Source organism: Pseudomonas sp. WOUb67 (genome assembly GCF_050058005.1).
In the GTDB taxonomy this organism is placed as follows: Bacteria; Pseudomonadota; Gammaproteobacteria; order Pseudomonadales; family Pseudomonadaceae; genus Aquipseudomonas; species Aquipseudomonas putida_R.
In genome coordinates this window covers 912,645-938,206 of record NZ_CP170112.1, presented here as the reverse complement: position 1 = coordinate 938,206, position 25,562 = coordinate 912,645, and the positions used below count along the sequence as shown (strand labels likewise).

The window sequence follows — 25,562 nt, the reverse complement described above, 5'->3', positions numbered from 1 at the left end:
GGTCAGGCGGACGCAGCCACCTGCGCCGGGCGCTTCACTTGCGGCTGCGAAGCGTTGGCCGCTGCGCCTTCCTCGATGGCCTGCTGAATCGCCTTGCGACGACGCTCTTCGCTGCGGCGGCTGAAGTACCAGACAAAGAAGGTCACCAGCGATACCGACAGCAGGATCAGGCTGGCCACGGCGTTGATCTCTGGCTTCACGCCCAGGCGCACGGCCGAGAACACTTCCATCGGCAAGGTGGTCGAGCCCGGGCCGGACACGAAGCTGGCCAGCACCAGGTCATCCAGCGACAGCGCGAACGACATCATGCCGCCCGCTGCCAGCGACGGCGCGATCATCGGGATGGTGATCAGGAAGAACACCTTCCACGGCTTGGCACCCAGGTCCATGGCCGCTTCTTCGATCGACAGGTCCAGCTCACGCAGCCGCGCCGATACAACCACCGCCACATACGCTGCACAGAACGTGGTGTGGGCGATCCAGATGGTGACGATGCCGCGCTCCTGCGGCCAGCCGATCATCTGCGCCATGGCCACGAACAGCAGCAACAGCGACAGACCGGTAATCACTTCAGGCATTACCAGCGGCGCGGTGACCAGGCCACCGAACAGCGTGCGGCCCTTGAAGCGGGTGACCCGGGTCAGCACGAAGGCCGCCAGGGTACCCAGCGCCACCGCTGCCACCGCCGTGTAGCAGGCGATTTCCAGCGAGCGCATTACCGAACCCATCAGCTGGGTGTTGTCGAGCAGGCCGACGTACCACTTGATCGACCAGCCACCCCACACCGTCACCAGCTTGGAGGCGTTGAACGAATAGATCACCAGGATCAGCATCGGCAGGTAGATGAACAGCAAGCCGAGCACCAGCATCAGCTTGGAGAAACTGAAGCGTTTCATGCGCGGCCCTCCATTTCTTTAGCCTGGCTGCGGTTGAACAGCAGGATCGGCACGATCAGGATCGCCAGCATCACTACCGCAAGCGCAGAGGCTACCGGCCAGTCACGGTTGTTGAAGAACTCTTGCCACAGCACCTTACCGATCATCAGGGTTTCCGGGCCGCCCAGCAGTTCAGGGATCACGAACTCACCCACCACCGGGATGAACACCAGCATGCAGCCGGCAATGATGCCGTTTTTCGACAGCGGTACGGTGATCTTCCAGAAGCTGTTGAAGGTGCTCGAACCTAGGTCAGAAGCGGCCTCCAGCAAAGAAGGGTCATGCTTCACCAGGTTGGCGAACAGCGGCAGGATCATGAACGGCAGGTACGAATAGACCACACCGATGTATACCGCCAGGTTGGTGTTGAGGATCTGCAGTGGCTGGTCGATCAACCCGGTCCACAGCAGGAAGCCATTGAGCAGCCCGTTGTTGCTGAGGATGCCCATCCAGGCGTAGACGCGGATCAGGATCGCGGTCCAGGTCGGCATCATGATCAGCAGCAGCAGGACGGTCTGGGTTTCCTTCTTGGCGTTGGCGATGGCGTAGGCCATCGGGAAGCCGATCAGCAGGCACAGCAGGGTGCTGAAGAAGGCCATCTTCAGCGAGCCCAGATAAGCCGAAAGGTACAGCTCATCCTCGGTCAACAAGCCATAGTTGGCCAGGTTGAGCACCAACTGGATCTTGTCTTCGACGTAGCTATAGATCTCGGTGTACGGCGGGATCGCCACGTCGGCTTCGGCGAAGCTGATCTTCAGCACGATGAAGAACGGCAGCATGAAGAACAGGAACAGCCAGATGAACGGCACGCCGATCACCACGTGCCGCCCCTTCGGGGTCAGGCGCTGGAAGGCTCGCTTGAGCTTGCGCAGTTTCATGACCGCAGTACCACGCCGCTGTCGTCTTCCCACCACACGTACACTTCATCGCCCCAGGTCGGGCGGGTGCCCTGGCGCTCGGCGTTGGCGACGAACGACTGCACCACCTTGCCGCTCGGCAGCTCGACGTAGAACACCGAGTGGCCGCCCAGGTAGGCGATGTCGTGGACCTTGCCGCGCGACCAGTTGTGCTCGCAGGTCGGCTGCTGGGTGGTGACCAGCATCTTCTCCGGCCGCAGGGCGTAGGTGATGTGCTTGTCCTCCACCGAGGTGGTGATGCCGTGGCCCACGTAGATCTTGCGCTCCAGCTCCGGGCTGGCAATGATCGCGTAGCCTTCGGCGTCGTCGACCACTTCACCTTCGAACAGGTTGACGTTGCCGATGAACTCGCACACCAGGCGGCTGGTCGGCGTTTCGTAGATATCCACAGGCGAGCCGATCTGGGCGATCCAGCCCAGGTGCATGATGGCGATACGCTGGGCCATGGTCATGGCCTCTTCCTGGTCGTGAGTCACCATCACGCAGGTCACGCCCACGCGCTCGATGATCTCCACCAGCTCCAGCTGCATCTGCGAACGCAGTTTCTTGTCCAGCGCACCCATCGGCTCGTCGAGCAGCAGCAGCTTGGGGCGCTTGGCCAGCGAGCGGGCCAGGGCCACGCGCTGACGCTGGCCACCGGACAGCTGGTGCGGCTTGCGCTTGGCGTACTGGGTCATGTGCACCAGCTTGAGCATCTCGGCCACACGGGCGTCGATGTCAGCCTTGGGCAGCTTGTCCTGCTGCAGGCCGAAGGCGATGTTCTGCGCCACGGTCATGTGCGGGAACAGCGCGTAGGACTGGAACATCATGTTGATCGGCCGCTCGTAGGGCGGCATGTCGGTGATGTCGACGCCGTCGAGCAGGATCCGCCCTTCGGTAGGGCGCTCGAAGCCGGCCAGCATGCGCAGCAGGGTCGATTTGCCGGAACCGGAGCCACCCAGCAGGGCAAAGATCTCGCCCTTGCGGATTTCCAGTGACACATCGTCTACGGCGATGGTTTCGTCGAACTTCTTCGTGACCCGGTCGATTTTGACCAGCACCTGCTTGGGTTGCTGGCCACCCTCGAGGGCTTTCTTATAGGCACCGGAGGCAACTGCCATGAGTGAAACTCCCAACAAGATTTGTGTGCCCGCCCCGGCTTGGGCGGCGGGCCTGGATTGTTACTTGCCCGACTTGACCTTGGTCCAGCTACGGGTCATCAAACGTTGTACCTTGGGCGGCAACTCTGAATTCACGAACATCTTGTCCAGCACTTCCTGCGGTGGGTAAACCGCAGCGTCAGTCCTCACGGCCTGGTCCATCAGGTCGCCAGCCTTGGGGTTCGGGTTGGCGTAACCGACGTAATCACTGACCTGGGCAATAACCTCAGGCTTCAGCAAATAGTTGATGAAGGCATGCGCCTCTTTGACGTTCTTGGCGTCCGCAGGGATCGCCAGCACGTCGAACCAGAGGTTGCCGCCTTCCTTGGGAATGGCGTAGGCCAGGTTCACGCCCTTTTTCGCTTCTTCAGCGCGGGCCTTGGCCTGGAAGATATCGCCCGAGAAGCCTGCCGCGACGCAGATGTCGCCGTTGGCCAGGTCGGTGATGTACTTGGACGAGTGGAAGTAGGTCACGTACGGGCGCACGGCCAGCAGCTTCTGCTCGGCTTTTGCATAGTCCTTGGGGTCGGTGCTGTTGGGGTTGAGCCCCATGTAGTTGAGCACCGCCGGCAGCATTTCGTCCGCCGAGTCGAGGAAGGCCACGCCGCACTTGGAGAGCTTCTTCATGTTCTCGGGTTCGAACAGCACGGCCCAGGAGTCGATGGTGTCCACGCCCAGCGCAGCCTTCACCTTGTCGACGTTGTAACCGATGCCGTTGGTGCCCCACAGGTAAGGCACGGCGTACTGGTTGCCCGGGTCGTTCTTTTCCAGGCGCTTCATCAACGCCGGGTCCAGGTTGGCATAATTGGGTAGCAGGTTCTTGTCGAGCTTCTGGAACGCGCCCGCCTTGATCTGCTTGCCGAGGAAATGGTTGGACGGCACTACCACGTCATAGCCGGTGTTACCGGCCAGCAGCTTGCCTTCCAGGGTTTCGTTGGAGTCGAACACGTCCTGCACGGGCTTGATGCCCGTGGCTTTCTCGAAGTCCGCGAGTGTGGTCGGGCCGATATAGTCGGACCAGTTGTAAAAGTGCACCGTAGGCGCCGCTTGGACGCTGCATGCCAGCGTCAGGCCCGCACCAGCCATCAAGGCCTTGCGGAATACAGAAATAGACAAGTGGGTGCTCCTCACAATCAGTGCCTGGGTAGCGACAATGCTGCCGCACACGCAAAACCGGCGCGCAACTTACCTTCGCAGCTTCGATGCCGCAATCATCAATTGCCTTTCACTGGCTCCGGGCCGGAAAAGCCCGGCCCAGAGATGTCGCATGGGGCTTATTTGCCCGACTTGATCTTGGTCCAGCTGCGGGTGATCACACGCTGCACGGAAGCGTCAGGCGCAGCGATCGCGTATAGCTGCTTCTTCACTTCGGCAGGCGGGTAGATGCTCGGGTCACCGCTGATGTCTTTGTCCACCAGCGCAGTGGCAGCCTCGTTGCCGTTCGGGAAGCGCACGGCGTTGGTGATCTCAGCCATGATTTCCGGCTGCATCAGGAAGTTCATGAACTGGTAAGCGGCGTCTTTATGTTCGGCATCCTTGGGGATGGCGACCATGTCATAGAAGGTACCGGCACCTTCTTTCGGAATGACGTAGTCCACTTTGACCTTGTCGCCAGCTTCGTGGGCGCGAGCCTTGGACTGCTCCAGGTCACCCGAATAACCGACGGCCACGCAGATGTTGCCGTTGGCCATGTCGCCGATGTACTTGGAGGAGTGGAAATAGGTGATCGAAGGACGAATCTTGAGGAACAGGTCCTCGGCGGCCTTCAGGTCTTCTTTCTTGGTGCTGTCGCTCGGCAGGCCCAGGTAGTGCAGCGCGGCCGGGATCATTTCGGTCGGTGCATCCAGGAAGCTCACGCCGCAGCTTTTGAGCTTGGCGATGTTCTCAGGCTTGAACACGACATCCCACGAGTCGATCTTGTCCACGCCCAGCGCGGCCTTGACCTTCTCCGGGTTGTAGCCGATGCCGATCGAGCCCCACATGTACGGGAAGGCGTGCTTGTTGTCCTTGTCGCTGGCATCGCCAACGGCTTTGAGCAGGTCCGGGTCGAGGTTCTTCCAGTTCGGCAGCTTGGAGCGGTCCAGTTCCTCGTACACCCCTGCCTTGATCTGCTTGGCCAGGAAGTTGTTGGACGGCACCACGATGTCGTAACCCGACTTGCCTGCCAGCAGCTTGGCTTCGAGGGTTTCGTTGCTGTCGAAGACGTCGTACTTGACCTTGATACCGGTCTGCTTCTCGAACTTGGCGATGGTGTCCGGCGCGATGTAGTCCGACCAGTTGTAGACGTTCAACACCTTGTCGTCAGCCTGTGCAGCAGTAGCCATGGCACCCATCAGGGCTGCGGCCAGCAACGTCTTGCCCATTTTATTCATGCGTCATGCTCCAGAATTTTTATTTAGCCATCTGTTCAGCAGCCAGGACCTACGGTGCAGAGCGCGCGGCGACTGAATCAGTCGCTAGTCTGGCAAGTTACAAGGCGCTGTTTCAAGGAAAGCAGAGCCTTGTAACGACTTAATGTCACATCGCTAGCCTAGCAAATGCTTACCGAATCGCCTCAAGGGTCAGGTCGAGGCATTTGCGGGCCTTTTCCACCAGTTCGTCGATCTCCGCGTGGCTGATGACCAGCGGCGGCGCGATGATCATGGTGTCACCCACCGCCCGCATGATCAGGCCGTTTTCGAAGCAGAAGGTGCGGCAGATCATGCCCACGCCCTTGCCCTCGTAACGGCTGCGGGTGGCCTTGTCCTTGACCAGCTCGATCGCGCCAAGCATGCCAAGGCCGCGTACTTCACCCACCAGCGGGTGGTCCTGCAGCTCACGCAAACGCTTTTGCAAATACGGTGCCGCTTCAGTGCGCGCCTTCTCGACAATTTTCTCGTCGCGCAGGATGCGCAGGTTCTCCAGGCCCACCGCGGCCGCTACCGGGTGGCCCGAATAGGTGAAGCCGTGGTTGAAGTCGCCGCCTTCGCTGATCACCTTGGCCACGGTGTCACGCACGATCACACCGCCCATGGGGATGTAACCGGAAGTCAGGCCTTTGGCGATGGTCATCAGGTCGGGCTTGAGGTCGTAGTAGTCAGAGCCGAACCACTCGCCGGTACGGCCGAAACCACAGATGACTTCGTCGGCAACGAACAGGATGTCGTACTTGGCGAGAATCTCCTTCACCTTCGGCCAGTAGGTTTCTGGCGGGATGATCACGCCGCCGGCGCCCTGGATAGGCTCGGCGATGAAGGCGGCGACGTTGTCTTCGCCGACTTCGAGAATTTTCTGCTCCAGCTGCTCGGCCGCCCATACACCGAATGCATCCGGGGTCATGTCACCGCCTTCGCCGAACCAGTACGGCTGCGGGATATGCACGATGCCCGGGATCGGCAGGCCGCCCTGCTCGTGCATGCCGCTCATGCCGCCCAGGCAGGCACCGGCGAAAGTGGAGCCGTGGTAGCCGTTGATACGGCCGATGATGGTCTGCTTGTGCGGCTTGCCCTTCAGCGCCCAGTAGTGGCGCACCATGCGCAGCACGGTGTCGTTGCCTTCGGAGCCGGAGCCGGTGAAGAACACATGGGTCATGCCCTCGGGCGCCACATCGGTAATGGCCTTGGCCAGTTCCAGTGCAGGCGGGTGGGCAGTCTGGAAGAACAGGTTGTAGTACGGCAGCTCGCGCATCTGCTTTTCTGCCGCCTGCACCAGCTCTTCACGGCCGTAACCGACCGCCACGCACCACAGGCCCGCCATGCCGTCGAGGATCTTGTGCCCCTCGCTGTCCCACAAATGCACCCCCTGGGCCTTGGTGATGATGCGCGGCCCCTTCTCTTTCAGCTGCTTGTAGTCACTGAAAGGTGCGAGATGGTGCTCCCCGCTCAGGGTTTGCCATGCACGGGTTTGCGGGTTGTTGGTGCTCATGTGCTTCTCCGTTGTTCGACAGCCGCGCTCCAGCGGCCCCAGGGTTTATCAGACAGCGAACAGCAGGAACTCACGCTCCCAGGAACTGATGACGCGTTTGAAGTTTTCGTGCTCGGCGCGCTTGGTTGCGACGTAGCCGGTGATGAACTTCTTGCCCAGGTACTGCACCAGCGCACGGCTGTTTTCCATGCGTTCCAGGGCGTCTTCGATGGTCAGCGGCAGGCGCAGGTTGCGGCGTTCGTAGCCACGGCCCTGTACCGGCGCGCTGGCCTGAATGCCTTCGACCATGCCGATGTAGCCACACAGCAGGCTGGCAGCAATGGCCAGGTATGGGTTGGCGTCGGCACCCGGCAGGCGGTTCTCGACCCGGCGGCTTTGCGGGCCGGCATCCGGTACGCGCAGGCCGACGGTGCGGTTTTCTTCGCCCCACTCCACGTTCACCGGCGCCGACGTGTCGGGCAGGAAGCGGCGGAACGAGTTGACGTTCGGGGCGAACAGCGGCAGCGCCTCGGGGATGAACTTCTGCAGGCCACCGATGTGGTGGAGGAACAGCTCGCTCATGCTGCCGTCTTCATTGCTGAAGATGTTCTTGCCGGTGGCGACGTCGACCACGCTCTGGTGCAGGTGCATGGCACTGCCCGGCTCGCCGGTCATCGGCTTGGCCATGAAGGTGGCGGCCACGTTGTGCTTGAGCGCCGCCTCGCGCATGGTGCGCTTGAACACCAGGATCTGGTCGGCCAGGTGCAGTGCGTCGCCGTGACGGAAGTTGATTTCCATCTGCGCCGTGCCGTCTTCGTGGATCAGCGTGTCCAGGTCCAGCTGCTGCAGTTCGCACCAGTCGTAGACGTCTTCGAACAGCGGGTCGAATTCGTTGGCAGCTTCGATCGAGAACGACTGGCGGCCGGTTTCCGGGCGGCCCGAACGGCCTACCGGGGGCTGCAACGGGAAGTCCGGGTCTTCGCTGCGCTTGGTCAGGTAGAACTCCATCTCGGGCGCGACAATCGGCTGCCAGCCCTTGTCTGCGTAAAGCTGGAGGACTTTCTTCAAGACGTTGCGTGGCGACAGTTCGACCGGGTTGCCCTTCTTGTCGTAGGTGTCGTGGATCACCTGCGCAGTAGGCTCGATGGCCCACGGTACAAGGAACACGGCATTCTCGTCGGGCCGGCAGATCATGTCGATGTCGGCCGGGTCGAGCAATTCGTAATAGATGTCGTCGTCGACGTAGTCGCCGGTCACGGTCTGCAGCAGCACGCTCTCGGGCAGGCGCATGCCTTTTTCGGCGATGAATTTGTTGGTGGGCGAAATCTTGCCGCGCGTAATGCCGGTCAGGTCACTGATCATGCATTCGACTTCGGTGATCTTGTGCTCTTTCAACCAATCGGTGAGCTGGTCGAGGTTGTTACTCATAAATACCTCAGGAGGTAAGGTGGGCCGCGCATTGATTCTGGATGGAGTAGATTGCTAAAGCAAAAACCCCCGCGCAGCGCCGCAGTGGATACACTGAAAACGAGTGTGTCCGTAATGAGTTCGAAGGGCAGGAAGACGAAGCGAAGGGCGGCAAGCCGCTACGAGGGCAGGCCCAGGAGCGCCAAACGTCAATTATTGCGGCCAGGGCGACCACGCCATTGACGAAGCTTGCAAAAACGACAGAGGTACCCGTTGGCACTGCGCAGGCAGTGCTTTCAGGTCGCGGCAAGCGGACCATGTGACCCTCGTATTATTGTGTTCTGGGTTGTGACCGAGCTTAGCCTTGTTCATTTTTTTACACAACACCCGCGTAAAAAATAAAAGACGGTACGCTTGAGATAGCCCTTCACACGTGAAATAGCGGATAATGGCACGCCCCGATATGCAGCAAATCTGCCGTAGATGTGCCATTTCAGGGCATCATTGGGTTGGCTTGACATCAGTAGGGCTTTTCGATTGACTGGTCCTGCAAGCCCCCCTTGATTGATATTTTTAACAACAAAGGTGTTGCATCATGTCGGTACCCCCGCGTGCCGTTCAGCTTAACGAAGCGAACGCGTTCCTTAAGGAACATCCTGAGGTTCTCTACGTTGACCTTCTGATTGCAGATATGAATGGTGTGGTGCGTGGCAAGCGCATTGAGCGCACCAGCCTCCACAAGGTTTACGAGAAAGGCATCAACCTGCCGGCCTCCCTCTTCGCCCTGGACATCAACGGTTCCACCGTCGAAAGCACCGGGCTTGGCCTGGACATCGGCGATGCTGACCGCATCTGCTACCCGATCCCCGACACGCTCTGTAATGAGCCGTGGCAAAAGCGCCCCACTGCCCAACTGCTGATGACCATGCACGAGATCGAAGGCGAGCCGTTCTTCGCCGACCCTCGTGAAGTGCTGCGTCAGGTAGTGAGCAAGTTCGACGAGCTGGGCCTTACCATCTGCGCTGCATTCGAGCTGGAGTTCTACCTGATCGACCAGGAGAACGTGAACGGCCGCCCACAGCCGCCGCGCTCGCCCATTTCGGGCAAACGCCCGCAGTCGACCCAGGTGTACCTGATCGACGACCTCGACGAATATGCCGACTGCCTGCAGGACATCCTTGAAGGCGCGAAAGAACAAGGCATCCCGGCCGACGCCATCGTCAAGGAAAGCGCTCCGGCGCAGTTCGAAGTCAACCTGCACCACGTGCCCGACCCGCTCAAGGCCTGCGACTACGCGGTACTGCTCAAGCGGTTGATCAAGAACATCGCCTACGACCATGAAATGGACACCACCTTCATGGCCAAGCCCTACCCGGGCCAGGCAGGCAACGGCCTGCATGTACACATTTCCGTGCTGGACAAAGATGGCAACAACATCTTCACCAGCGAGGATCCCGAGCAGAACGCCGCGCTACGTCACGCTGTCGGCGGTGTGCTCGAGACCCTGCCCGCGTCCATGGCGTTCCTTTGCCCGAACGTCAACTCGTACCGCCGCTTTGGCGCGCAGTTCTATGTACCGAACGCGCCAAGCTGGGGCCTGGACAACCGCACCGTAGCGCTGCGTGTGCCAACAGGCTCTGCCGATGCCGTGCGCCTCGAGCACCGGGTGGCCGGCGCCGATGCCAACCCGTACCTGATGATGGCGGCCGTACTGGCCGGCGTGCACCATGGCCTGACCAACAAGATCGAGCCGGGCAAGCCGATCGAAGGCAACTCGTACGAACAGCTGGAGCAAAGCCTGCCGAACAACCTGCGCGATGCCCTGCGCGAGCTGGACGACAGCGAGATCCTCAACAAGTACATCGATCCGAAGTACATCGACATCTTTGTCGCGTGCAAGGAAAGCGAGCTGGAGGAGTTCGAACACTCGATCTCCGACCTCGAGTACAACTGGTACCTTCACACCGTGTAAAAAAACGCCGCCCACAAGGGCGGCGTTTTTCATTCCGGACCGCGTCGCCTGCTTCGCGGGTAAACCCGCTCCCACAGGGACCGCGCCAGCCTCAGGTCCGGTGAAGATCCTGTGGGAGCGGGTTCACCCGCGAAGAGGTCGGCACAGGTTTACAGGGATTTCTCGAAAATCTTCGAATTGCGCTGGTAGTTGTACAGCGAAGCCCGCGCCGAGGGCAGCCGCTCCACACCGCTAGGTGCAAACCCGCGCTCGCGGAACCAGTGCGCCGTTCGCGTCGTCAGCACGAACAGGGTATTCAACCCCATCTGCCGCGCCCGGCTCTCGATACGCTCCAGCAATTCATCCCCGCGCCCGCCGTGGCGGTATTCCGGGTTCACCGCCAGGCACGCCAGCTCCCCTGCTTCAGAATCGGCAATCGGGTACAGCGCCGCACAGGCGATGATCATGCCCTCGCGCTCGACCACGCTGAACTGCTCGATCTCACGCTCCAGCACTTCACGCGAGCGGCGCACCAAAATGCCCTGCTCTTCCAGCGGGCTGATCAGCTCCAGCAAGCCGCCAACGTCCTCGATGGTCGCTTCGCGCACCACTTCGAACTGCTCCTGCGACACCAGTGTACCGCCACCGCCACGGGTGAACAGCTCGGTCAGCAGCGCACCGTCTTCGGCATAACTGACAATGTGGCTACGTGCCACACCGCCCTTGCAGGCCTCGGCGGCGGCGTCCAGCAGCTCGCCCTGGTAGTCGCTGCCCAGGCGCTGCAAGTGCGGGGCAACCTGCTGCGGGCGCAGTTCCCGCACCAGCTTGCCGTCCGCGTCCAGCAGGCCCGGCTCGGCGCCGAACAGCAGCAACTTGTCGGCCCCCAGTTCGATGGCGGCACGGGTGGCCACGTCTTCGCAGGCCAGGTTGAAGATTTCGCCGGTGGGCGAGTAACCCAGCGGCGACAGCAGCACGATGGAACGCTCGTCGAGCAGGCGGCTGATGCCCTTGCGGTCGACGCGGCGCACTTCACCGGTGTGGTGGTAGTCCACCCCTTCGAGCACGCCGATCGGCCGCGCGGTGACCAGGTTGCCCGACGCCACGCGCAGGCGCGAACCCTGCATCGGCGACGCGGCGATGTCCATCGACAGGCGTGCCTCGATGGCCAGGCGCAGGGCGCCAACGGCATCGATCACGCAGTCCAGGGTGGCGGCATCGGTAATGCGCAGGCCATGGTGGTAGTGCGGGGTCAGCCCGCGATCGGCCAGGCGGCTTTCGATCTGTGGGCGCGAGCCATGCACCAGCACCAGGCGCACGCCAAGGCTGTGCAGCAACACCAGGTCGTGGACGATGTTGCCGAAATTAGGGTGTTCCACCCCATCGCCAGGGAGCATGACCACGAAGGTGCAGTCGCGATGGGCATTGATGTACGGGGAGGCATGACGCAGCCAGTTGACGTAGTCGGGCATGACAGGGCCTGTGGATAAGTGGACGGAGAACGGCGATACAAGGGGCGTTCAAGATCATCGTCGGAACAGGCTTGCGGTCACGCGCGGTCTCCTCTAGGCAGGAACGAATCAACTCGATTGACGTTTAGTGCAGGCAATAGTGCCGGATCAGGTCACGCAATAGACGCACGGTAGGCTCGATTCGTGACATTTCAAGGTATTCGCCGGGCTGGTGGGCACAGGCGATGTCGCCAGGGCCCAGCACGATGGTCTGGCAGCCCAGCTGCTGAAGATAAGGCGCTTCGGTGCCGAACGCCACCGCTTCGGCGCGATGGCCGGTCAGGCGTTCCGCCACTTGCACCAGCTCGGCATCGGCAGCCTGCTCGAACGGCGGCACCTCCGGGAACAGGGGTGCGTAGTCGATGCGCACATCATGGCGCTCGGCCACGGGCACCAGCTTCTCGCGAATGGCGGCGCGCAGTTGCTCTACATCCATGCCCGGCAGCGGCCGCAGGTCGAATTCAAGCGCACACTGGCCGCAGATGCGGTTGGGGTTGTCGCCGCCGTGGATACAGCCAAAGTTCATTGTCGGGGTCGGCACGGTGAACTGTGGGTTGCGATAGGTTTGCTGCCATTGCTGGCGCAGGCCCATCAGCTCGCCCATTACCGCATGCATGGCCTCCAGGGCGCTGCGGCCCAGGCTTGGGTCCGACGAATGGCCGCTGCGCCCAAGGATGTCGATGCGGTCCATGAGAATGCCCTTGTGCATGCGGATCGGCCGCAAACCGGTAGGCTCACCGATGACCGCCGCACGGCCCAGCGGCTGGCCAGCCTCGGCCAGGGCGCGGGCACCGGACATGGAGCTTTCTTCGTCGCAGGTGGCGAGGATCAGCAGTGGTTGCTTGAAGTCGTGCGCCAACAGCGGGATGACCGCTTCGATGACCAGGGCAAAAAAGCCCTTCATGTCGCAACTGCCCAGGCCGACCCAGCGGCCATCGACCTCGGTCAGCTTCAGCGGGTCGCTGGCCCACAGTTGTTCGTCATAGGGCACGGTGTCGCTGTGCCCGGCCAGCACCAGGCCACCCGGGCCGCTGCCACGGCTGGCCAGCAGGTTGAACTTGCCCGGCGTGACCTGCTGGATGTCGCATGTGAACCCCAGGTCGCCCAGCCAGCCGGCCAGCAGGTCGATGACCTGGCGGTTGGACTGGTCCAGCGCGGGCTGGGTGCAGCTGACCGAAGGCGCGGCGATCAAGGCGGCAAACTGGTCTTTCAGCGTCGGCAACGGCATGCGCGTACTCCTCGGAAGCGTTGCCCATCATAGGACTATCCGCCGTCTGGAATAAACCGTTGGCGGCGGACTGCTGTAGACTCTCCGGCAACCACGCCCCTCTTTCGAGTCTGTGATGCACAAAGAAACCGAACTGAAGCTCCGCGCCAGCCGCGAGACCCTTGCCGCCCTGCGCGAGCACCCTCTGCTGAAAAAGCGCAACAAGTCCGGCTGGCAGACCCGTGAACTGCTCAACCAGTACTTCGACACCCCCGAGCGTGAGCTGTCCGCCGCCCGTGTCGCCCTGCGCCTGCGCCGCGATGGCGATGCCGTCATCCAGACCCTCAAGTGCCGCGGCACCAGCGTGGCCGGCCTGTCCGAGCGCAATGAGTACGAATGGAACCTGGACAAGGTCAAGCTCGACCTGAAAAAGCTGGACGCCACCTGCTGGCCCGAGCAACTGGCAGGCCTGGACAAGAAAACCATCAAGCCGCTGTTCACCACCGACTTCAGCCGTGAATACGCCGAAATCGCCTGGGGCCGTGGCAAGAGCAAGGTGGTGATCGAGGCCGCGCTGGACCAGGGCTTCGTGATTGCCGGCAAGCGCAAGGAAGAGATCTGCGAGCTGGAGCTGGAACTGCGCGAAGGTGACCCGCAAGCCCTGCTGGAGCTGGCCGCAGAACTGGCCGCCAGCCTGCCGCTGATGCCCTGCGACATCAGCAAGGCCGAGCGTGGCTACCGCCTGCTGGAGCCGGACAGCTACGAGCTGGGCCTGCCGCACACCGAGCTGGAAGCCGAAATGGCCCTGGACGACGCCTACGCCGCACTGGCCTGGCAGCTGCTGGGCAGCAGCCAGCGCCTGGCCGAGCAGTACCGCCACAACGGCCACTGGCGCCTGCTGCAGGACTGGGTCGAGTGCCTGAGCGAACTGCGCGCCCTGACTGCCAGCCTGGGCCAGGCCGCGCCGCGTGCCAGCACCCGCGACCTGCGCAGCAGCCTCGACGCCCTGCTGGAAGACTGGCGCCCACTGGTGCAGGCAGGCAACGATGACGAAGACATCCGCCGCGCCGCCCCCGAGCAGTTCGCAGAAGAACTGGAAGACGTGCGCTGGGGCCAGTTCTCGCTGGAAACATCGCGCTGGTTGCTGGCCCGTGCCTGGACCGTGGAGCGCAAAGGCCGTGGCGAACGCCAGGGCAAGGCGCAGCTGGTCAGCTGGCTGGCACACCTGCTGGGCGAGGAAGGCCGGGCGTTGAAGCTGCCGCTGTACACCCAGCGCCCGGAAGACCTGGCCGAGCAGCTGCCACGTATCGAGCAACTGCTGGCCTGGCTGCACCACGCCCGCCAGGTGCTGGAAGCGCCGCAGATGGACCGCCTGTATGGCGACCTGAAGAAGCTGCACGAGCTGGCCGAACTGCCGATCAGCGATGAAGTGCTGGAAGCCCGTATCGAACAGGCTCGGGCTGTTGACCAGAGCCGCGGCTGGAAGCACCTGCTCAAGGCTTGATACCGCGTCGCCTTCTTCGCAGCACAAGGCTTACAGGTGGACGCAATCCCTGTAGGAGCAGCCTTGTGCTGCGAAGAGGCCCGTTTTGCCACAGATTTTTTCATGTCAGACAGGCCCCTTCGCAGCGCAAGGCTGCTCCTACATTTACCGCATCTGCCTTGCAATGTGTGTCCTACCGCGACAGTGGCAGGCTGGTGGTGGACTTGATCTCCGACAGCGCCACAATCGAATTCACTTCCTGAATGCCCGGCACGTTCGACAGCTTTTCGAAGAAGAAGCGCTCGTAAGCTTCGATGTCCGATGTGACGATGCGCAGCAGGAAGTCCACCGACCCCATCAGCACATAACACTCCAGCACCTCCGGAAACCCGCGGATCGCCTCGGTGAATTCGGTAAAGTTGGAGCGCCCGTGAGCATTGAGCTTCACCTCGGCGAAAATCTGCGTGTTCAGGCCGACCTTCTTGCGGTCCAGCAAGGTCACCTGCCCACGAATCACCCCCTCTTCCTTCAAGCGCTGTATGCGCCGCCAGCACGGCGATTGCGACAGCCCCACGCGCTCGGCGATCTGGGCGCTGGACAACGAAGCGTCTTCTTGCAGCAGTTCGAGAATACGGCGGTCGTAAGCATCCAGCTCGCTGTGCATTATTCAATCTCCTGAAAGCCTGTATCTGAATCAATCAATTCGCCAACACAGCGAAATGACCAAATCATAGCGAAAAAATGCCGCCGCCAACGTGCAAGAATTTCTCCCACATTTGCGGAGACCAGCATGAACGCACAGCCCCGTACCGACGCCTGGGCCGCCAGCAACGCCCACAGCACCGTGCACTATCGCCTGCAGGCCGACGCCGAGCCCGACAGCCTGTGCCGCGTGCTCAACCTGTTTGCCCTGCAGTTCCTGACCCCGCACAGCGTGCACGTCAGCCAGCAGGATGACTGGCTGGATATCGAAGTCGGCATTGGCGGCCTGAGCTGGCACCGGGCCGAGGTGATTGCGCAGAAACTGCGTAACCTGGTGTGTGTGGGTGAAGTGAGCCTGAGCAATGCCCAGCGGGTGGCGTTGGCGGTGGTCTGAGCCCTCTGCTGCGGCTGTACCGGCCTCTTCGCGGGTAAACCCGCTCCCACAGATATCGCGCAGACCTTGGATCCTGTGCAGTACCTGTGGGAGCGGGTTTACCCGCGAAGAGGCCAGCACAAGCGCTGCAAAACCCCGAAACCCTTCACCTCCGATGCCCTTCCACCGCCCGGCTAGCCTTGATCAGCACCTCCCCATCAGGCACGGACGCCAACCATGCACACCCCCGACAACCCCGCACTCGACCTCAAGCGCGTGCTCCAGGCCCTGCTCACAGACAAGTACCTGCACGCCACCGACGCCCTGCAAGTACTCGAACACGCCGCCGCCCACGCCACCGGCCACCCGCTTGAGCAAATCGCCGCCTGCGGCCTGGAAGACCGCCGCCAACCCGGCCGACTGCTGGACCTGGACCCCCTCTGTCAATGGCTGGCCAACAAGGTCGGCCAACCCTACCTGCGCATCGACCCCATGCAACTCGACCTGCCCCAGGTCGCCGGCCTGGTATCCCCCGCTTTCGCCCAGCGCCATGGCATCCTCATCGTCGCCGACGATCCCTCCGGCATCACCGTCGCCAGCGCCCAGCCCTACCAGGACGACTGGCAGGCTGACCTTGCGCGCAGCCTGGGTCGGCCGATTCGCCGCGTGCTGGCCAACCCGATGCAGATTCGCCAGTCAGGGCAGTCGTTTCACCGCCTGGCCCAGTCGGTAAAGGGCGCACAGCACCAGCAATCGACCAGCCTGGGCGAACTCGAACAATGGCTGGAGCTGGGCAAGCGCCAGGCCGAGGCCAGCGCCGACGACGCGCACATCGTGCATATCGTCGACTGGCTGCTGCAGTACGCCATTGAACAGCGCGCCAGCGATATCCACCTGGAACCCCGGCGCGAACAGGGGCAGTTGCGCTACCGCATCGATGGCCTGCTGCACACCGTGTATGCCTTCCCCGCCGGTGTCACCCTGGCACTGGTCAGCCGCCTGAAACACCTGGGCCGCATGGACGTTGCAGAAAAGCGCCGCCCGCAGGACGGCCGCCTGCAAAGCCGGCTACCGGGTGGCGGCGACGTGGAGCTAAGGCTGTCGACCCTGCCGACCCCGTTCGGCGAAAAGCTGGTACTGCGCCTGTTCGACCCGCACCAACTGCACGAGGGCTTCGAGCGCCTCGGCCTGGAGGGGCCGCAGCTGGCCCAGTGGCAAGGCCTGCTGCATCAGCGCCAAGGCATCATCCTGGTCACCGGCCCCACCGGTTCCGGCAAGACCAGCACGCTGTACGCCAGCCTCAAGCTGCTGGCCACGCCGCAGGTCAACCTGTGCACCATCGAAGACCCGATCGAGCGCCTGGAGCCCGCCTTCAACCAGTTGCAGGTGCAGCCCGCACTCGACCTGGGTTTTGCCAGCGCCGTGCGGGCCATGCTGCGCCAGGATCCGGACATCATCATGGTCGGCGAAATCCGCGACCGCGAAACGGCCTTGGTGGCGGTGCAGGCAGCCCTGACCGGGCATCTGGTGCTGTCGACTTTGCATACCAACGACGCCTGCGCCGCAATCACCCGCCTGCAAGAGCTGGGTGTGGCCGACTACCTGATCAAGGCCACACTGGTCGGGGTCATGGCCCAGCGCCTGGTGCGCACTGTGTGCCCGGACTGCCAGGCGAATGCATCAGCAACCTGCCGAACCTGCCGTGGCACCGGCTTTCATGGGCGCACCGGCCTGTTCGAACTGCTGCAGCCCAGCGAAAGCCTGCGTGCGTTGATTGGCCCGAACGCCGACCTGACCCTTTTGCGGCGCCAGGCGCTGGCCGACGGCCTGGTTGACCTGCGCCGTTGCGGCGAGGCCAAAGTGGCTTGCGGGCTGACCCGAGCGGAAGAAGTGCTGCGCGTCTGCAACTGACGAAAAGTCCTTTGTATTCAAGGAACTTGCCTTGCCCGGAAAGATCCAACGGCGCATCTTCAACCCTCACCCTTCGAGGTGTTTCAACATGCGTCTCAAAACCGCCATCGCCGCCGCTGCCTTGCTCTCGCTGCCTATCGGCTCGGCCATGGCCGATACCTTCTGGCGTAACGTGATGACTTCCGGTGCTACCACGGCATCGAGCTACCTGACCTCGCGGGATCACAAACTGGTCGTGGCCGCGCAGGATGACGCCAGCAGCTTCGTCGCCAGCGAAGGTGCGATCCGCGGGCCGTTCCTGGAAGCGGCCATGCGCCAGGCGCGGGCAGAGAACCCAGGGATGCAGGCTTCCGACATGGAGTTGGCCAATGCCATCCTGGCCAAGAATGCGGTAGCCGAATAACCGCTGCGGGGGCTTCGCCCCCGATCGCCGGCAAGCCAGCTCCCACAGGATCGCACCGCCCTCCAGGCCTGTGCAGTACCTGTGGGAGCTGGCTTGCCGGCGATGAAGCCACACCGATCTTAGCGGTAAGCCTCCACCGGCACACACGAACAGAACAGGTTCCTGTCCCCATACACGTTGTCGACCCGGTTCACCGCCGGCCAGTACTTGTGCTGGCGCACGTGAGCACTGGGCGCCACCGCCTGCTCCAGGCTGTAGGGCCTGTCCCACACCCCCAGCACATCAGCCAGGGTATGCGGCGCATGCTTGAGCGGGTTGTTCTCCGCCGGCCAGTTGCCCTCCTGCACCTCGCCAATCTCTGCACGAATCGCCAGCATCGCCTCGACGAACCGGTCCAGCTCGGCCTTCGACTCGCTTTCGGTCGGCTCGACCATCAGTGTGCCCGGCACCGGGAATGACATGGTCGGTGCGTGGAAGCCATAGTCCATCAGGCGCTTGGCCACGTCCTCCTCGCTGATGCCAGTCAGTGCCTTCAACGGCCGCAGGTCGAGGATGCACTCATGCGCCACCCGCTGGTTGCGCCCGCGGTAGAGCACCGGGAAGGCGCCGCCCAGCTGGCTGGCCAGGTAGTTGGCCGATAGGATCGCCACCTCGCTGGCATCGGCCAGCTGCGGCCCCATCATGGCAATGTACATCCAGCTGATCGGCAGGATGCTCGCGCTGCCCCAGGGCGCAGCGCTGACCGCGCTGTTGTTCGGGTCCAGGCCGGGCACCGGTACCACCGGGTGGCTAGCGACGAACGGTGTGAGGTGCGCGCGGATGCCGATCGGCCCCATGCCTGGGCCGCCACCGCCGTGGGGGATGCAGAAGGTCTTGTGCAGGTTCATGTGCGAGACATCGGCACCAATGTCGGCCGGACGCGTCAGGCCCACCTGGGCATTGAGGTTGGCGCCATCCATGTACACCTGGCCGCCGTGCTGATGGACCACTTCGCAGATTTCGCGAATGCCCTCTTCGTACACCCCGTGGGTGGACGGGTACGTGACCATCAGGCACGACAAGCGCTGCCCGGCCGCGTGGGCCTTGGCCTTGAGGTCGGCCAGGTCGACGTTGCCGTGCTCGTCGCAATCCACGATCACCACCTCCATGCCCGCCATTTGCGCGGATGCCGGGTTGGTGCCGTGGGCAGACGACGGAATCAGGCACAGCGTGCGCTGTGGCTGGTGGCGGCTGCGATGGTAGCGGGTAATGGCCATCAGGCCTGCGTACTCGCCCTGGGCACCGGAGTTGGGCTGCATGCAGATGGCGTCGAAGCCGGTAATTGCGCACAGCCAGCGTTCCAGCTCGTCGATCATCGCCTTGTAGCCCGTGGCCTGGGCGGCCGGGGCAAAGGGGTGCATCTGGGCAAAGCCGGGCCAGGTGATGGGGATCATCTCACTGGTGGCGTTGAGCTTCATGGTGCACGACCCCAGAGGGATCATCGACTGGTTCAAGGCCAGGTCCTTGTTCTCCAGCTGCTTGAGGTAGCGCAGCATCTCGGTTTCGCTGTGGTGCAGGTTGAACACCGGGTGAGCGAGAAACGGCGTGCGCCGCACCAGGCCGGCAGGAATGCCTTCGGGCAGGGCCAACTGATCGAGGGCAGCGATCTCCAGGCCGTGGTCCACACCGAGGAAGATGTCGAGCAGGCGCAACACCGTGTGCTCGTTACAGGTTTCATCCAGGCTGACGCCCAGGTGCCCGCGGCCAAGTATGCGCAAATTGATATGCGCGGCTTCGGCACTTTCGATGATGGCCGCCTGGGCGCCGCCGACATCTAAAGTGAGGGTGTCGAAGAAATGCTGGTTTAGCCGCTGGATGCCTTTGGCTTCAAGGCCAGCCGCCAGGATAAAGGTCAGCCGGTGCACGCGCTGCGCGATGCGTTGCAGGCCTTCAGGGCCGTGGTACACCGCGTAGAAGCCGGCAATGTTGGCCAACAGCACCTGGGCCGTGCAGATGTTGGAGTTGGCCTTCTCGCGGCGGATATGCTGCTCGCGGGTTTGCAGGGCCATGCGCAGCGCCGTGTTGCCACGGGCATCGCGCGACACGCCAATGATGCGCCCCGGCATTGCACGCTTGTAGTCATCGCGACAGGCGAAGTAAGCCGCGTGAGGGCCACCGTAGCCCATCGGTACGCCGAAGCGCTGGGTCGAGCCCAGTACTACATCGGCGCCCAGCTCGCCGGGGGGCGCCAGCACCACCAGGCTGAGCAGGTCGGCAGCCACGCAGGCCAGCGCCTGCTGGCTGTGCAAGTGGTCGATCAACGGGCGCAGGTCGCGCACCTCGCCGTGGGTGTCGGGGTACTGCAGCAACGCGCCGAACACCGCGTGTTTGCCAAGGTTATCCACAGCGTCGACGATCAGTTCGAAGCCAAAGCCCTCGGCGCGGGTCTTCAACACCGACAGGGTCTGCGGGTGGCAATGCTGGTCGGCAAAGAAGGCGTTGCTCTTGTTGCGCGCCATCCGCTTGGCCAGGGCCATGGCCTCGGCGGCGGCGGTGGCTTCATCGAGCAGCGAGGCGTTAGCCAGGGCCAGCCCGGTGAGGTCGACGACCATTTGCTGGAAGTTCAGCAGCGCCTCTAGCCGGCCCTGGGCGATTTCGGGTTGATACGGCGTATAGGCGGTGTACCAGCCGGGGTTTTCCAGCACGTTGCGCAGGATGACCGTGGGGGTGATGGTGCCGTGGTAGCCCATGCCGATGAGGCTGGTCCACACCTGGTTCTGCTCGGCGTAACCGGCGAGTTTGGCCAGGGCGGCCTGCTCGTCCAGCGCTGCGGGCAGGTCGAGGGGGCGATTGAGGCGGATGTCTGGCGGTACGGTCTGCTCGATCAGCTCGTTGCGGCTGGCAACACCCAACACGTTGAGCATGGCCTGCTGCTCTGCGGCATCGGGGCCCAGATGGCGACGCAGGAAAGGGTTGAGCTCTTGCAGTTGATGCAGGGATGGCGACTGGGACATGACGACGCTCTCTTCCTAGACCAGGTCTCATGGAGACTTATAAGTCTAGGAAGGATTGCCGATTCTGCGGGGAATCTTGTTTGCAGGCCCGGCCTCTTCGCGGCTAAAGCCGCTCCCACAGGGATCACACCGGACTTAGATGCGGTGCAGTACCTGTGGGAGCGGCTTTAGCCGCGAAGAGGGCCACGCGGTCTTACTCGCCGATAGCGGCGGCGTAGCCAGCGGCATCCAGCAACTTGTCCAGCTCGGCCGGGTTGCTTGGCTTCAGTTTGAAGATCCAAGCACCGTAAGGTTCTTCATTGAGCTGCTCCGGGCTGTCGGCCAGTTCTTCGTTGACCGCGATCACTTCGCCACCGATCGGGGCGTAGATGTCGGAAGCGGCCTTGACCGACTCGACCACACCGGCCGCATCGCCAGCGGCGAATACCTTGCCGACTTCAGCCAGCTCGACGAACACCACGTCACCCAGGGCTTGCTGGGCGTGGTCGCTGATACCCACGGTCACGCTACCGTCGGCTTCCAGGCGAGCCCACTCGTGGCTTTCGGCAAAACGCAGGTCGGCGGGGATATTGCTCATGTCTTGAATTCCTCGATTGGCTCAGCGGTACGCCCGCCGGTTAATAAATATTCAGATCAGGATTTTGCCGTGGCGCACGAACGTCGGTTTGACCACCCGCACCGGGTACCATTTGCCGCGGATTTCCACCTCGGCCCGGTCACCGGTAGCCATGGGTACGCGCGCAAGGGCAATGGACTTGCTCAGCGTAGGAGAGAAACTACCACTGGTGATCTCCCCTTCGCCAATCCCGGCCACACGTACCACCTGGTGGGCACGCAGCACGCCGCGCTCTTCCAGCACCAGGCCGACCAGTTTTTCCTGCACACCCTGTTCAATTTCTGCCAGCAGGCCGGTGCGGCCGATGAAGTCGCGCTCGGCCGGCTCCCAGGCGATGCTCCAGCCCAGGTTGGAAGTCAGCGGGGTGTGGGCTTCGTCGATATCCTGGCCGTAAAGGTTCATGCCGGCTTCCAGGCGCAGGGTGTCGCGGGCGCCGAGGCCACTGGGGGCGATGCCGGCGCCGACCAGGTCGTTGAAGAATGCCACCGCCTGATCGCCCGGGAAGATGATCTCCAGGCCATCTTCACCGGTATACCCGGTGCGGGCAATGAACCAGTCGCCCTCGGCGACGCCTTCGAACGGGCGCAGTTCGCGAATGAGTGCTGCGCGCGCGGGGCTGAGCAGGGCTGCCACCTTTTCGCGGGCACGCGGGCCCTGGATGGCGAGAATGGCCAGGTCGGGGCGGGCCTGGAAGTCCACGGCAAAACCGGCCCGCTGCTGTTGCAGCCAATCGAGCACTTTGGCCCGTGTGGCGGCGTTGGTGACCAGGCGGTAGCCGTTTTCCGTGCGGTAGACGATCAAGTCGTCGATCACCCCGCCCTGCTCGTTGAGCAGCGGGCTGTACAGCGCCTTGCCGGTTGCCTCGAGGCGGGACACGTCGTTGGCCAGCAGGCGTTGCAACCAGGCGGTGGCGTCGCTGCCATCGACATCGACCACAGTCATGTGGGAAACATCGAAAACCCCGCAATCGCTGCGCACCTGGTGGTGCTCCTCGACCTGCGAGCCATAGTGCAGGGGCATGTCCCAGCCACCGAAATCGACCGTTTTGGCGCCAAGCGCCAGGTGCAGGTCATACAAAAGCGTGCGCTGTCCCATGGGTTTCTCCTTCCGGGCGTGGCGAAGCGGCGGCGGTCGATGACGTTTGATCGTCAGCTCTTCTTGTAGGACCCACCGCGCGAATGCCGCGCATTGTAGCCGCAAGGACGCAGGCTGGCACCCTCAGTGACTGTGACCGGGTCGATATGCCGAACGGCGGATCAGGCCGATGACCGGCAGCAGGCCCACCAGCACCAGCGTCAATGCGGGCAGCGAGGCCCGTGCCCATTCGCCCTCGCTGGTCATCTCGAACACCCGTACCGCCAAGGTGTCCCAGCCGAACGGTCGCATCAGCAAGGTGGCCGGCATCTCCTTGAGCACGTCGACGAACACCAGCAGGGCGGCGCTGAGGGCGCCGGGCACCAGCAGCGGCAGATACACCTTGAAAAACAATCTGGGCCCACCCACGCCCAAGCTGCGGGATGCCTCGGGCAGTGACGGGCGGATACGCTCCAGGCTGCTTTCCAGCGGCCCGTAGGCCACGGCGATGAAGCGCACCAGGTAGGCCAGCAACAAGGCCGCAAGGCTGCCCAGCAGCAGCGGCTTGCCTGCCCCGCCCAGCCAGCCGGACAGCGGGATGACCAGGTGATTATCGAGGTAACTGAAGGCCAGCATGATCGACACTGCCAGCACCGAGCCGGGCAAGGCATAGCCCAGGTTGGCCAGGCCGACCCCGGCGCGGATCCCACCCGTCGGCGCCTGGCGCCGGGCAAAGGCCAGCACCAGCGCCACGCTCACCGTGACCAGTGCCGCCATGCTGCCCAGGTACAGGGTGTGCAACACCAGGCCGACATAGCGCTCGTCCAGGTCATGCCGGCCGCGCTGCCAGAACCACACCAGCAGCTGCAGCAGCGGGATGACGAAGGCGCAGGCAAACACCAGCAGGCACCAGCCACTGGCCAGCAACGCCTTAACCCCGCGCAGGTGATACAGCGCCTGCGCCCGCGGCCGCTCGTTGCCGCTGCGGCTGGCACCACGGGCACGGCGCTCGCCGTACAGCACCAGCATCACGGCCAGCAACAGCAGGCTGGCCAGCTGGGCTGCACTGGACAGGCTGAAGAAGCCGTACCAGGTCTTGTAGATGGCGGTGGTGAAGGTGTCGAAGTTGAACACGGCCACCGCGCCGAAGTCGGCCAGGGTTTCCATCAAGGCCAGGGCAATGCCGGCGCCGATCGCCGGCCGCGCCATGGGCAAGGCCACGCGCCAGAACGCTTGCAGGGGCGATAGCCCGAGTACGCGCGCCGCTTCCATCAGGCCTTTGCCCTGGGCCAGGAAGGCCGTGCGCGCCAGCAGGTAGACGTAGGGGTAGAACACCAGCACCAGTACGATGATCACCCCGCCGGTGGAGCGCACCCGCGGCAGGCGCATCGGCCCGAACACCTCACGCAGGGCGCTTTGCACCGGGCCGGCGAAGTCCAGCAGGCCGACGAAGACAAACGCCAGCACATAGGCCGGAATGGCGAACGGCAGCATCAGCGCCCAGTCCAGCCAGCGCCGCCCGGGGAACTCGCAGAGGCTGGTGAGCCAGGCGAGGCTCACGCCCAGTACGGTGACGCCGATACCTACGCCCACTACCAGCGTCAGGGTATTGCCCAACAGGCGGCTCATCTGGGTGTCGAGCAGGTGCGACCAGATCTGCATGTCGATCGACTGCCAGGACAACAGCAGGACGCTCAGGGGCAGCAGCACCAGGGCGGCGATCAGGGAGACCGGGAGGTACCAGCGGCGTTGGGGGGTGTGGGGCAAGGCTTGATTCTCGGTTGCGATGGCGACCGCTGCGCGGTCGTTCGCGGGTGAACCCGCTCCCACAGGGACCGCGCCATCTTCAAGACTTGCGCTGTACCTGTGGGAGCGGGTTCACCCGCGAAGAGGCCCTGAAAGGCCCCGGAAGGATAAAGCCTGGTGCTTAGTTGTAGCCAGCCCGATCCATCAAGCGAATGGCTTCAGCCTGGCGCTTGCCGGCAATTTCCACCGGAATGCTGTCAGCCTTGAAGCTGCCCCATGCCGCCACTTCCTCAGAAGGTTTTACCTTCGGGTTGGCCGGGAACTCCTGGTTGATGTCGGCGAACAGCTTTTGCGCCTCTTCACCGGTCATCCATTCCACCAGCTTTTTCGCGGCTTCCGGGTGTGGCGCATGCTTGGTCAGGCCAATACCCGACAGGTTCACGTGCACGCCACGGTCACCCTGGTTGGGCCAGAAGATCTTCACCGGCAGGTTCGGGTTCTGCTTGTGCAGGCGGCCGTAGTAGTAGGTGTTGACCACGCCCACGTCGCACTGGCCGGCCTCGATGGCCTGGATCACCGCGTTGTCGTCGGAGAACACGTCGGTGGACAGATTGTTGACCCAGCCTTTGACGATTTGCTCGGTTTTCGCTTCGCCATGGGTCTCGATCAGGGTGGCGGTGAGCGACTGGTTGTACACCTTCTTCGCCGTACGCAGGCACAGGCGACCTTCCCACTGTTTGTCGGCCAGGGCTTCGTAGGTGCTCAACTCCTCGGGTTTGACCCGCTCGGTGGAGTAGATGATGGTGCGGGCGCGCAGGCTCAGGCCGGTCCAGTCATGGGACGAGGCGCGGTACTGCGACGGGATGTTCTGGTCGATGATGTCGGACTTGATCGGCTGCAGGATGCCCATCTGCTCGGCTTGCCACAGGTTGCCGGCATCGACGGTCAGCAGCAGGTCGGCCACGCCGTTGTCGCCCTCGGCCTTGATGCGTTGCATCAGCGGGGCTTCCTTGTCGGTGATGAACTTGATCTTGACCCCGGTCTTGGCGGTATAGGCGTCGAACACCGGCTTGATCAGCTCGTCGATGCGCGAGGAGTACACCACCACTTCGTCCGCCGCTTGGGCAGTGCCGCCGAACAGGGTCAGGGCCAGGGCGGCCAGTAGGGGCTTGCGTGGCAACATGTGAAGCACTCCTCGGATCGTTTGAGAGGTGCGAATGGTAGTGAATCCCATTTTCCGGCTCATCTACCTAGCAGTTACCGGATGTTGCAGAGCTTGCACCGCCCTTTGTAGGAGCAGCCTTGTGCTGCGAAA

The 25,562-nt window shown here is 63.0% G+C and carries 20 protein-coding genes; 5 read left to right on the top strand and 15 right to left on the bottom strand.

Annotated features, from left to right (window positions below; translation table 11 throughout):
• Positions 1-2 precede the first annotated feature (2 nt).
• The 7 genes from ABOC32_RS04195 to ABOC32_RS04165 all read right to left on the bottom strand — a co-directional run bounded on the left by ABOC32_RS04195 (position 3) and on the right by ABOC32_RS04165 (position 8,301).
• Complete coding sequence (locus ABOC32_RS04195; RefSeq protein ID WP_012274731.1) at positions 3-896, bottom strand: ABC transporter permease subunit; 894 nt, start codon at positions 894-896, stop codon at positions 3-5.
• Positions 893-1,813, bottom strand: a complete 921-nt coding sequence (locus ABOC32_RS04190) for an ABC transporter permease subunit (protein WP_019473406.1) — start codon at positions 1,811-1,813, stop codon at positions 893-895. The genes ABOC32_RS04195 and ABOC32_RS04190 overlap by 4 nt, the downstream gene beginning before the upstream one ends.
• Positions 1,810-2,952, bottom strand: a complete 1,143-nt coding sequence (gene potA, locus ABOC32_RS04185; RefSeq protein ID WP_264361148.1) for a polyamine ABC transporter ATP-binding protein — start codon at positions 2,950-2,952, stop codon at positions 1,810-1,812. Before potA ends, ABOC32_RS04190 begins: the two co-directional genes overlap by 4 nt.
• 60 nt (positions 2,953-3,012) lie before the next feature.
• On the bottom strand, positions 3,013-4,107 hold the full coding sequence (locus ABOC32_RS04180; protein WP_043198901.1) for a polyamine ABC transporter substrate-binding protein: 1,095 nt from the start codon (positions 4,105-4,107) through the stop codon (positions 3,013-3,015).
• 158 nt (positions 4,108-4,265) lie between these two features.
• Positions 4,266-5,363 carry a polyamine ABC transporter substrate-binding protein gene (locus tag ABOC32_RS04175; protein WP_086978546.1) on the bottom strand — a complete coding sequence of 366 codons (1,098 nt, stop codon included), beginning with the start codon at positions 5,361-5,363 and terminating at the stop codon, positions 4,266-4,268.
• Between the two features lie 169 nt (positions 5,364-5,532).
• Positions 5,533-6,894 (bottom strand): aspartate aminotransferase family protein, encoded by a 1,362-nt coding sequence (locus ABOC32_RS04170; protein WP_426810211.1) that lies wholly within the window; start codon positions 6,892-6,894, stop codon positions 5,533-5,535.
• Positions 6,895-6,942: 48 nt separating this feature from the next.
• Positions 6,943-8,301 (bottom strand): glutamine synthetase family protein, encoded by a 1,359-nt coding sequence (locus ABOC32_RS04165; protein ID WP_043198908.1) that lies wholly within the window; start codon positions 8,299-8,301, stop codon positions 6,943-6,945.
• Between the two features lie 574 nt (positions 8,302-8,875).
• Between ABOC32_RS04165 and ABOC32_RS04160 the strand changes: the two genes are divergently transcribed.
• Positions 8,876-10,252 carry a glutamine synthetase family protein gene (locus tag ABOC32_RS04160; protein WP_043198911.1) on the top strand — a complete coding sequence of 459 codons (1,377 nt, stop codon included), beginning with the start codon at positions 8,876-8,878 and terminating at the stop codon, positions 10,250-10,252.
• Between the two features lie 149 nt (positions 10,253-10,401).
• On the opposite strand, the gene argA is transcribed toward ABOC32_RS04160, so the two are convergent.
• Together argA and argE are read right to left on the bottom strand one after the other, a co-directional pair.
• Positions 10,402-11,700 (bottom strand): amino-acid N-acetyltransferase, encoded by a 1,299-nt coding sequence (argA, locus tag ABOC32_RS04155; protein ID WP_043198913.1) that lies wholly within the window; start codon positions 11,698-11,700, stop codon positions 10,402-10,404.
• Between the two features lie 124 nt (positions 11,701-11,824).
• The gene (argE, locus tag ABOC32_RS04150; protein WP_426810210.1) at positions 11,825-12,967 is read right to left on the bottom strand and encodes an acetylornithine deacetylase; all 1,143 of its coding nucleotides are present in this window, start codon (positions 12,965-12,967) and stop codon (positions 11,825-11,827) included.
• Between the two features lie 115 nt (positions 12,968-13,082).
• Here argE and ABOC32_RS04145 point away from each other — a divergent pair, with 115 nt between their 5' ends.
• The gene (locus ABOC32_RS04145) at positions 13,083-14,450 is read left to right on the top strand and encodes a CYTH domain-containing protein (protein ID WP_426810209.1); all 1,368 of its coding nucleotides are present in this window, start codon (positions 13,083-13,085) and stop codon (positions 14,448-14,450) included.
• 172 nt (positions 14,451-14,622) lie between these two features.
• Here the strand turns inward: ABOC32_RS04145 and ABOC32_RS04140 are convergent, their stop codons facing one another.
• Entirely contained in the window at positions 14,623-15,093 is a 471-nt protein-coding gene (locus ABOC32_RS04140; protein ID WP_043198918.1) for an Lrp/AsnC family transcriptional regulator, read from the bottom strand.
• A gap of 126 nt (positions 15,094-15,219) precedes the next feature.
• On the opposite strand from ABOC32_RS04140, the gene ABOC32_RS04135 reads away from it, so the two are divergent.
• The 3 genes from ABOC32_RS04135 to ABOC32_RS04125 all read left to right on the top strand — a co-directional run bounded on the left by ABOC32_RS04135 (position 15,220) and on the right by ABOC32_RS04125 (position 17,818).
• Positions 15,220-15,525: a hypothetical protein gene (locus ABOC32_RS04135; RefSeq protein WP_426810208.1), complete on the top strand. Its 306-nt coding sequence runs from the start codon at positions 15,220-15,222 to the stop codon at positions 15,523-15,525.
• 216 nt (positions 15,526-15,741) lie between these two features.
• Positions 15,742-17,415 carry a GspE/PulE family protein gene (locus ABOC32_RS04130; protein ID WP_426810207.1) on the top strand — a complete coding sequence of 558 codons (1,674 nt, stop codon included), beginning with the start codon at positions 15,742-15,744 and terminating at the stop codon, positions 17,413-17,415.
• Between the two features lie 88 nt (positions 17,416-17,503).
• Complete coding sequence (locus ABOC32_RS04125; protein ID WP_060493205.1) at positions 17,504-17,818, top strand: DUF2388 domain-containing protein; 315 nt, start codon at positions 17,504-17,506, stop codon at positions 17,816-17,818.
• A gap of 119 nt (positions 17,819-17,937) precedes the next feature.
• Here the strand turns inward: ABOC32_RS04125 and gcvP are convergent, their stop codons facing one another.
• The 5 genes from gcvP to ABOC32_RS04100 all read right to left on the bottom strand — a co-directional run bounded on the left by gcvP (position 17,938) and on the right by ABOC32_RS04100 (position 25,430).
• Positions 17,938-20,811 (bottom strand): aminomethyl-transferring glycine dehydrogenase, encoded by a 2,874-nt coding sequence (gcvP, locus tag ABOC32_RS04120; protein WP_426810206.1) that lies wholly within the window; start codon positions 20,809-20,811, stop codon positions 17,938-17,940.
• A gap of 193 nt (positions 20,812-21,004) precedes the next feature.
• Complete coding sequence (gene gcvH, locus ABOC32_RS04115; RefSeq protein ID WP_426810205.1) at positions 21,005-21,388, bottom strand: glycine cleavage system protein GcvH; 384 nt, start codon at positions 21,386-21,388, stop codon at positions 21,005-21,007.
• A gap of 51 nt (positions 21,389-21,439) precedes the next feature.
• Positions 21,440-22,522 (bottom strand): glycine cleavage system aminomethyltransferase GcvT, encoded by a 1,083-nt coding sequence (gene gcvT / locus ABOC32_RS04110; protein WP_426810204.1) that lies wholly within the window; start codon positions 22,520-22,522, stop codon positions 21,440-21,442.
• A 123-nt stretch (positions 22,523-22,645) separates the two neighbouring features.
• A complete protein-coding gene (locus ABOC32_RS04105; RefSeq protein WP_426810203.1) occupies positions 22,646-24,268 on the bottom strand; it encodes an ABC transporter permease in 1,623 nt (540 codons plus the stop codon).
• Positions 24,269-24,428: 160 nt separating this feature from the next.
• Positions 24,429-25,430 (bottom strand): extracellular solute-binding protein, encoded by a 1,002-nt coding sequence (locus ABOC32_RS04100; protein WP_284353045.1) that lies wholly within the window; start codon positions 25,428-25,430, stop codon positions 24,429-24,431.
• Between the last annotated feature and the right edge of the window lie 132 nt (positions 25,431-25,562).

Bases quoted from the DNA above. Each gene is read 5' to 3' on its own strand.
- ABOC32_RS04195 (WP_012274731.1), bottom strand. From the start codon at position 896: ATGAAACGCTTCAGTTTCTCCAAGCTGATGCTGGTGCTCGGCTTGCTG.
- ABOC32_RS04190 (WP_019473406.1), bottom strand. From the start codon at position 1,813: ATGAAACTGCGCAAGCTCAAGCGAGCCTTCCAGCGCCTGACCCCGAAG.
- potA (WP_264361148.1), bottom strand. From the start codon at position 2,952: ATGGCAGTTGCCTCCGGTGCCTATAAGAAAGCCCTCGAGGGTGGCCAG.
- ABOC32_RS04175 (WP_086978546.1), bottom strand. From the start codon at position 5,363: ATGAATAAAATGGGCAAGACGTTGCTGGCCGCAGCCCTGATGGGTGCC.
- ABOC32_RS04170 (WP_426810211.1), bottom strand. From the start codon at position 6,894: ATGAGCACCAACAACCCGCAAACCCGTGCATGGCAAACCCTGAGCGGG.
- ABOC32_RS04165 (WP_043198908.1), bottom strand. From the start codon at position 8,301: ATGAGTAACAACCTCGACCAGCTCACCGATTGGTTGAAAGAGCACAAG.
- ABOC32_RS04160 (WP_043198911.1), top strand. From the start codon at position 8,876: ATGTCGGTACCCCCGCGTGCCGTTCAGCTTAACGAAGCGAACGCGTTC.
- argA (WP_043198913.1), bottom strand. From the start codon at position 11,700: ATGCCCGACTACGTCAACTGGCTGCGTCATGCCTCCCCGTACATCAAT.
- argE (WP_426810210.1), bottom strand. From the start codon at position 12,967: ATGCCGTTGCCGACGCTGAAAGACCAGTTTGCCGCCTTGATCGCCGCG.
- ABOC32_RS04145 (WP_426810209.1), top strand. From the start codon at position 13,083: ATGCACAAAGAAACCGAACTGAAGCTCCGCGCCAGCCGCGAGACCCTT.
- ABOC32_RS04140 (WP_043198918.1), bottom strand. From the start codon at position 15,093: ATGCACAGCGAGCTGGATGCTTACGACCGCCGTATTCTCGAACTGCTG.
- ABOC32_RS04135 (WP_426810208.1), top strand. From the start codon at position 15,220: ATGAACGCACAGCCCCGTACCGACGCCTGGGCCGCCAGCAACGCCCAC.
- ABOC32_RS04130 (WP_426810207.1), top strand. From the start codon at position 15,742: ATGCACACCCCCGACAACCCCGCACTCGACCTCAAGCGCGTGCTCCAG.
- ABOC32_RS04125 (WP_060493205.1), top strand. From the start codon at position 17,504: ATGCGTCTCAAAACCGCCATCGCCGCCGCTGCCTTGCTCTCGCTGCCT.
- gcvP (WP_426810206.1), bottom strand. From the start codon at position 20,811: ATGTCCCAGTCGCCATCCCTGCATCAACTGCAAGAGCTCAACCCTTTC.
- gcvH (WP_426810205.1), bottom strand. From the start codon at position 21,388: ATGAGCAATATCCCCGCCGACCTGCGTTTTGCCGAAAGCCACGAGTGG.
- gcvT (WP_426810204.1), bottom strand. From the start codon at position 22,522: ATGGGACAGCGCACGCTTTTGTATGACCTGCACCTGGCGCTTGGCGCC.
- ABOC32_RS04100 (WP_284353045.1), bottom strand. From the start codon at position 25,430: ATGTTGCCACGCAAGCCCCTACTGGCCGCCCTGGCCCTGACCCTGTTC.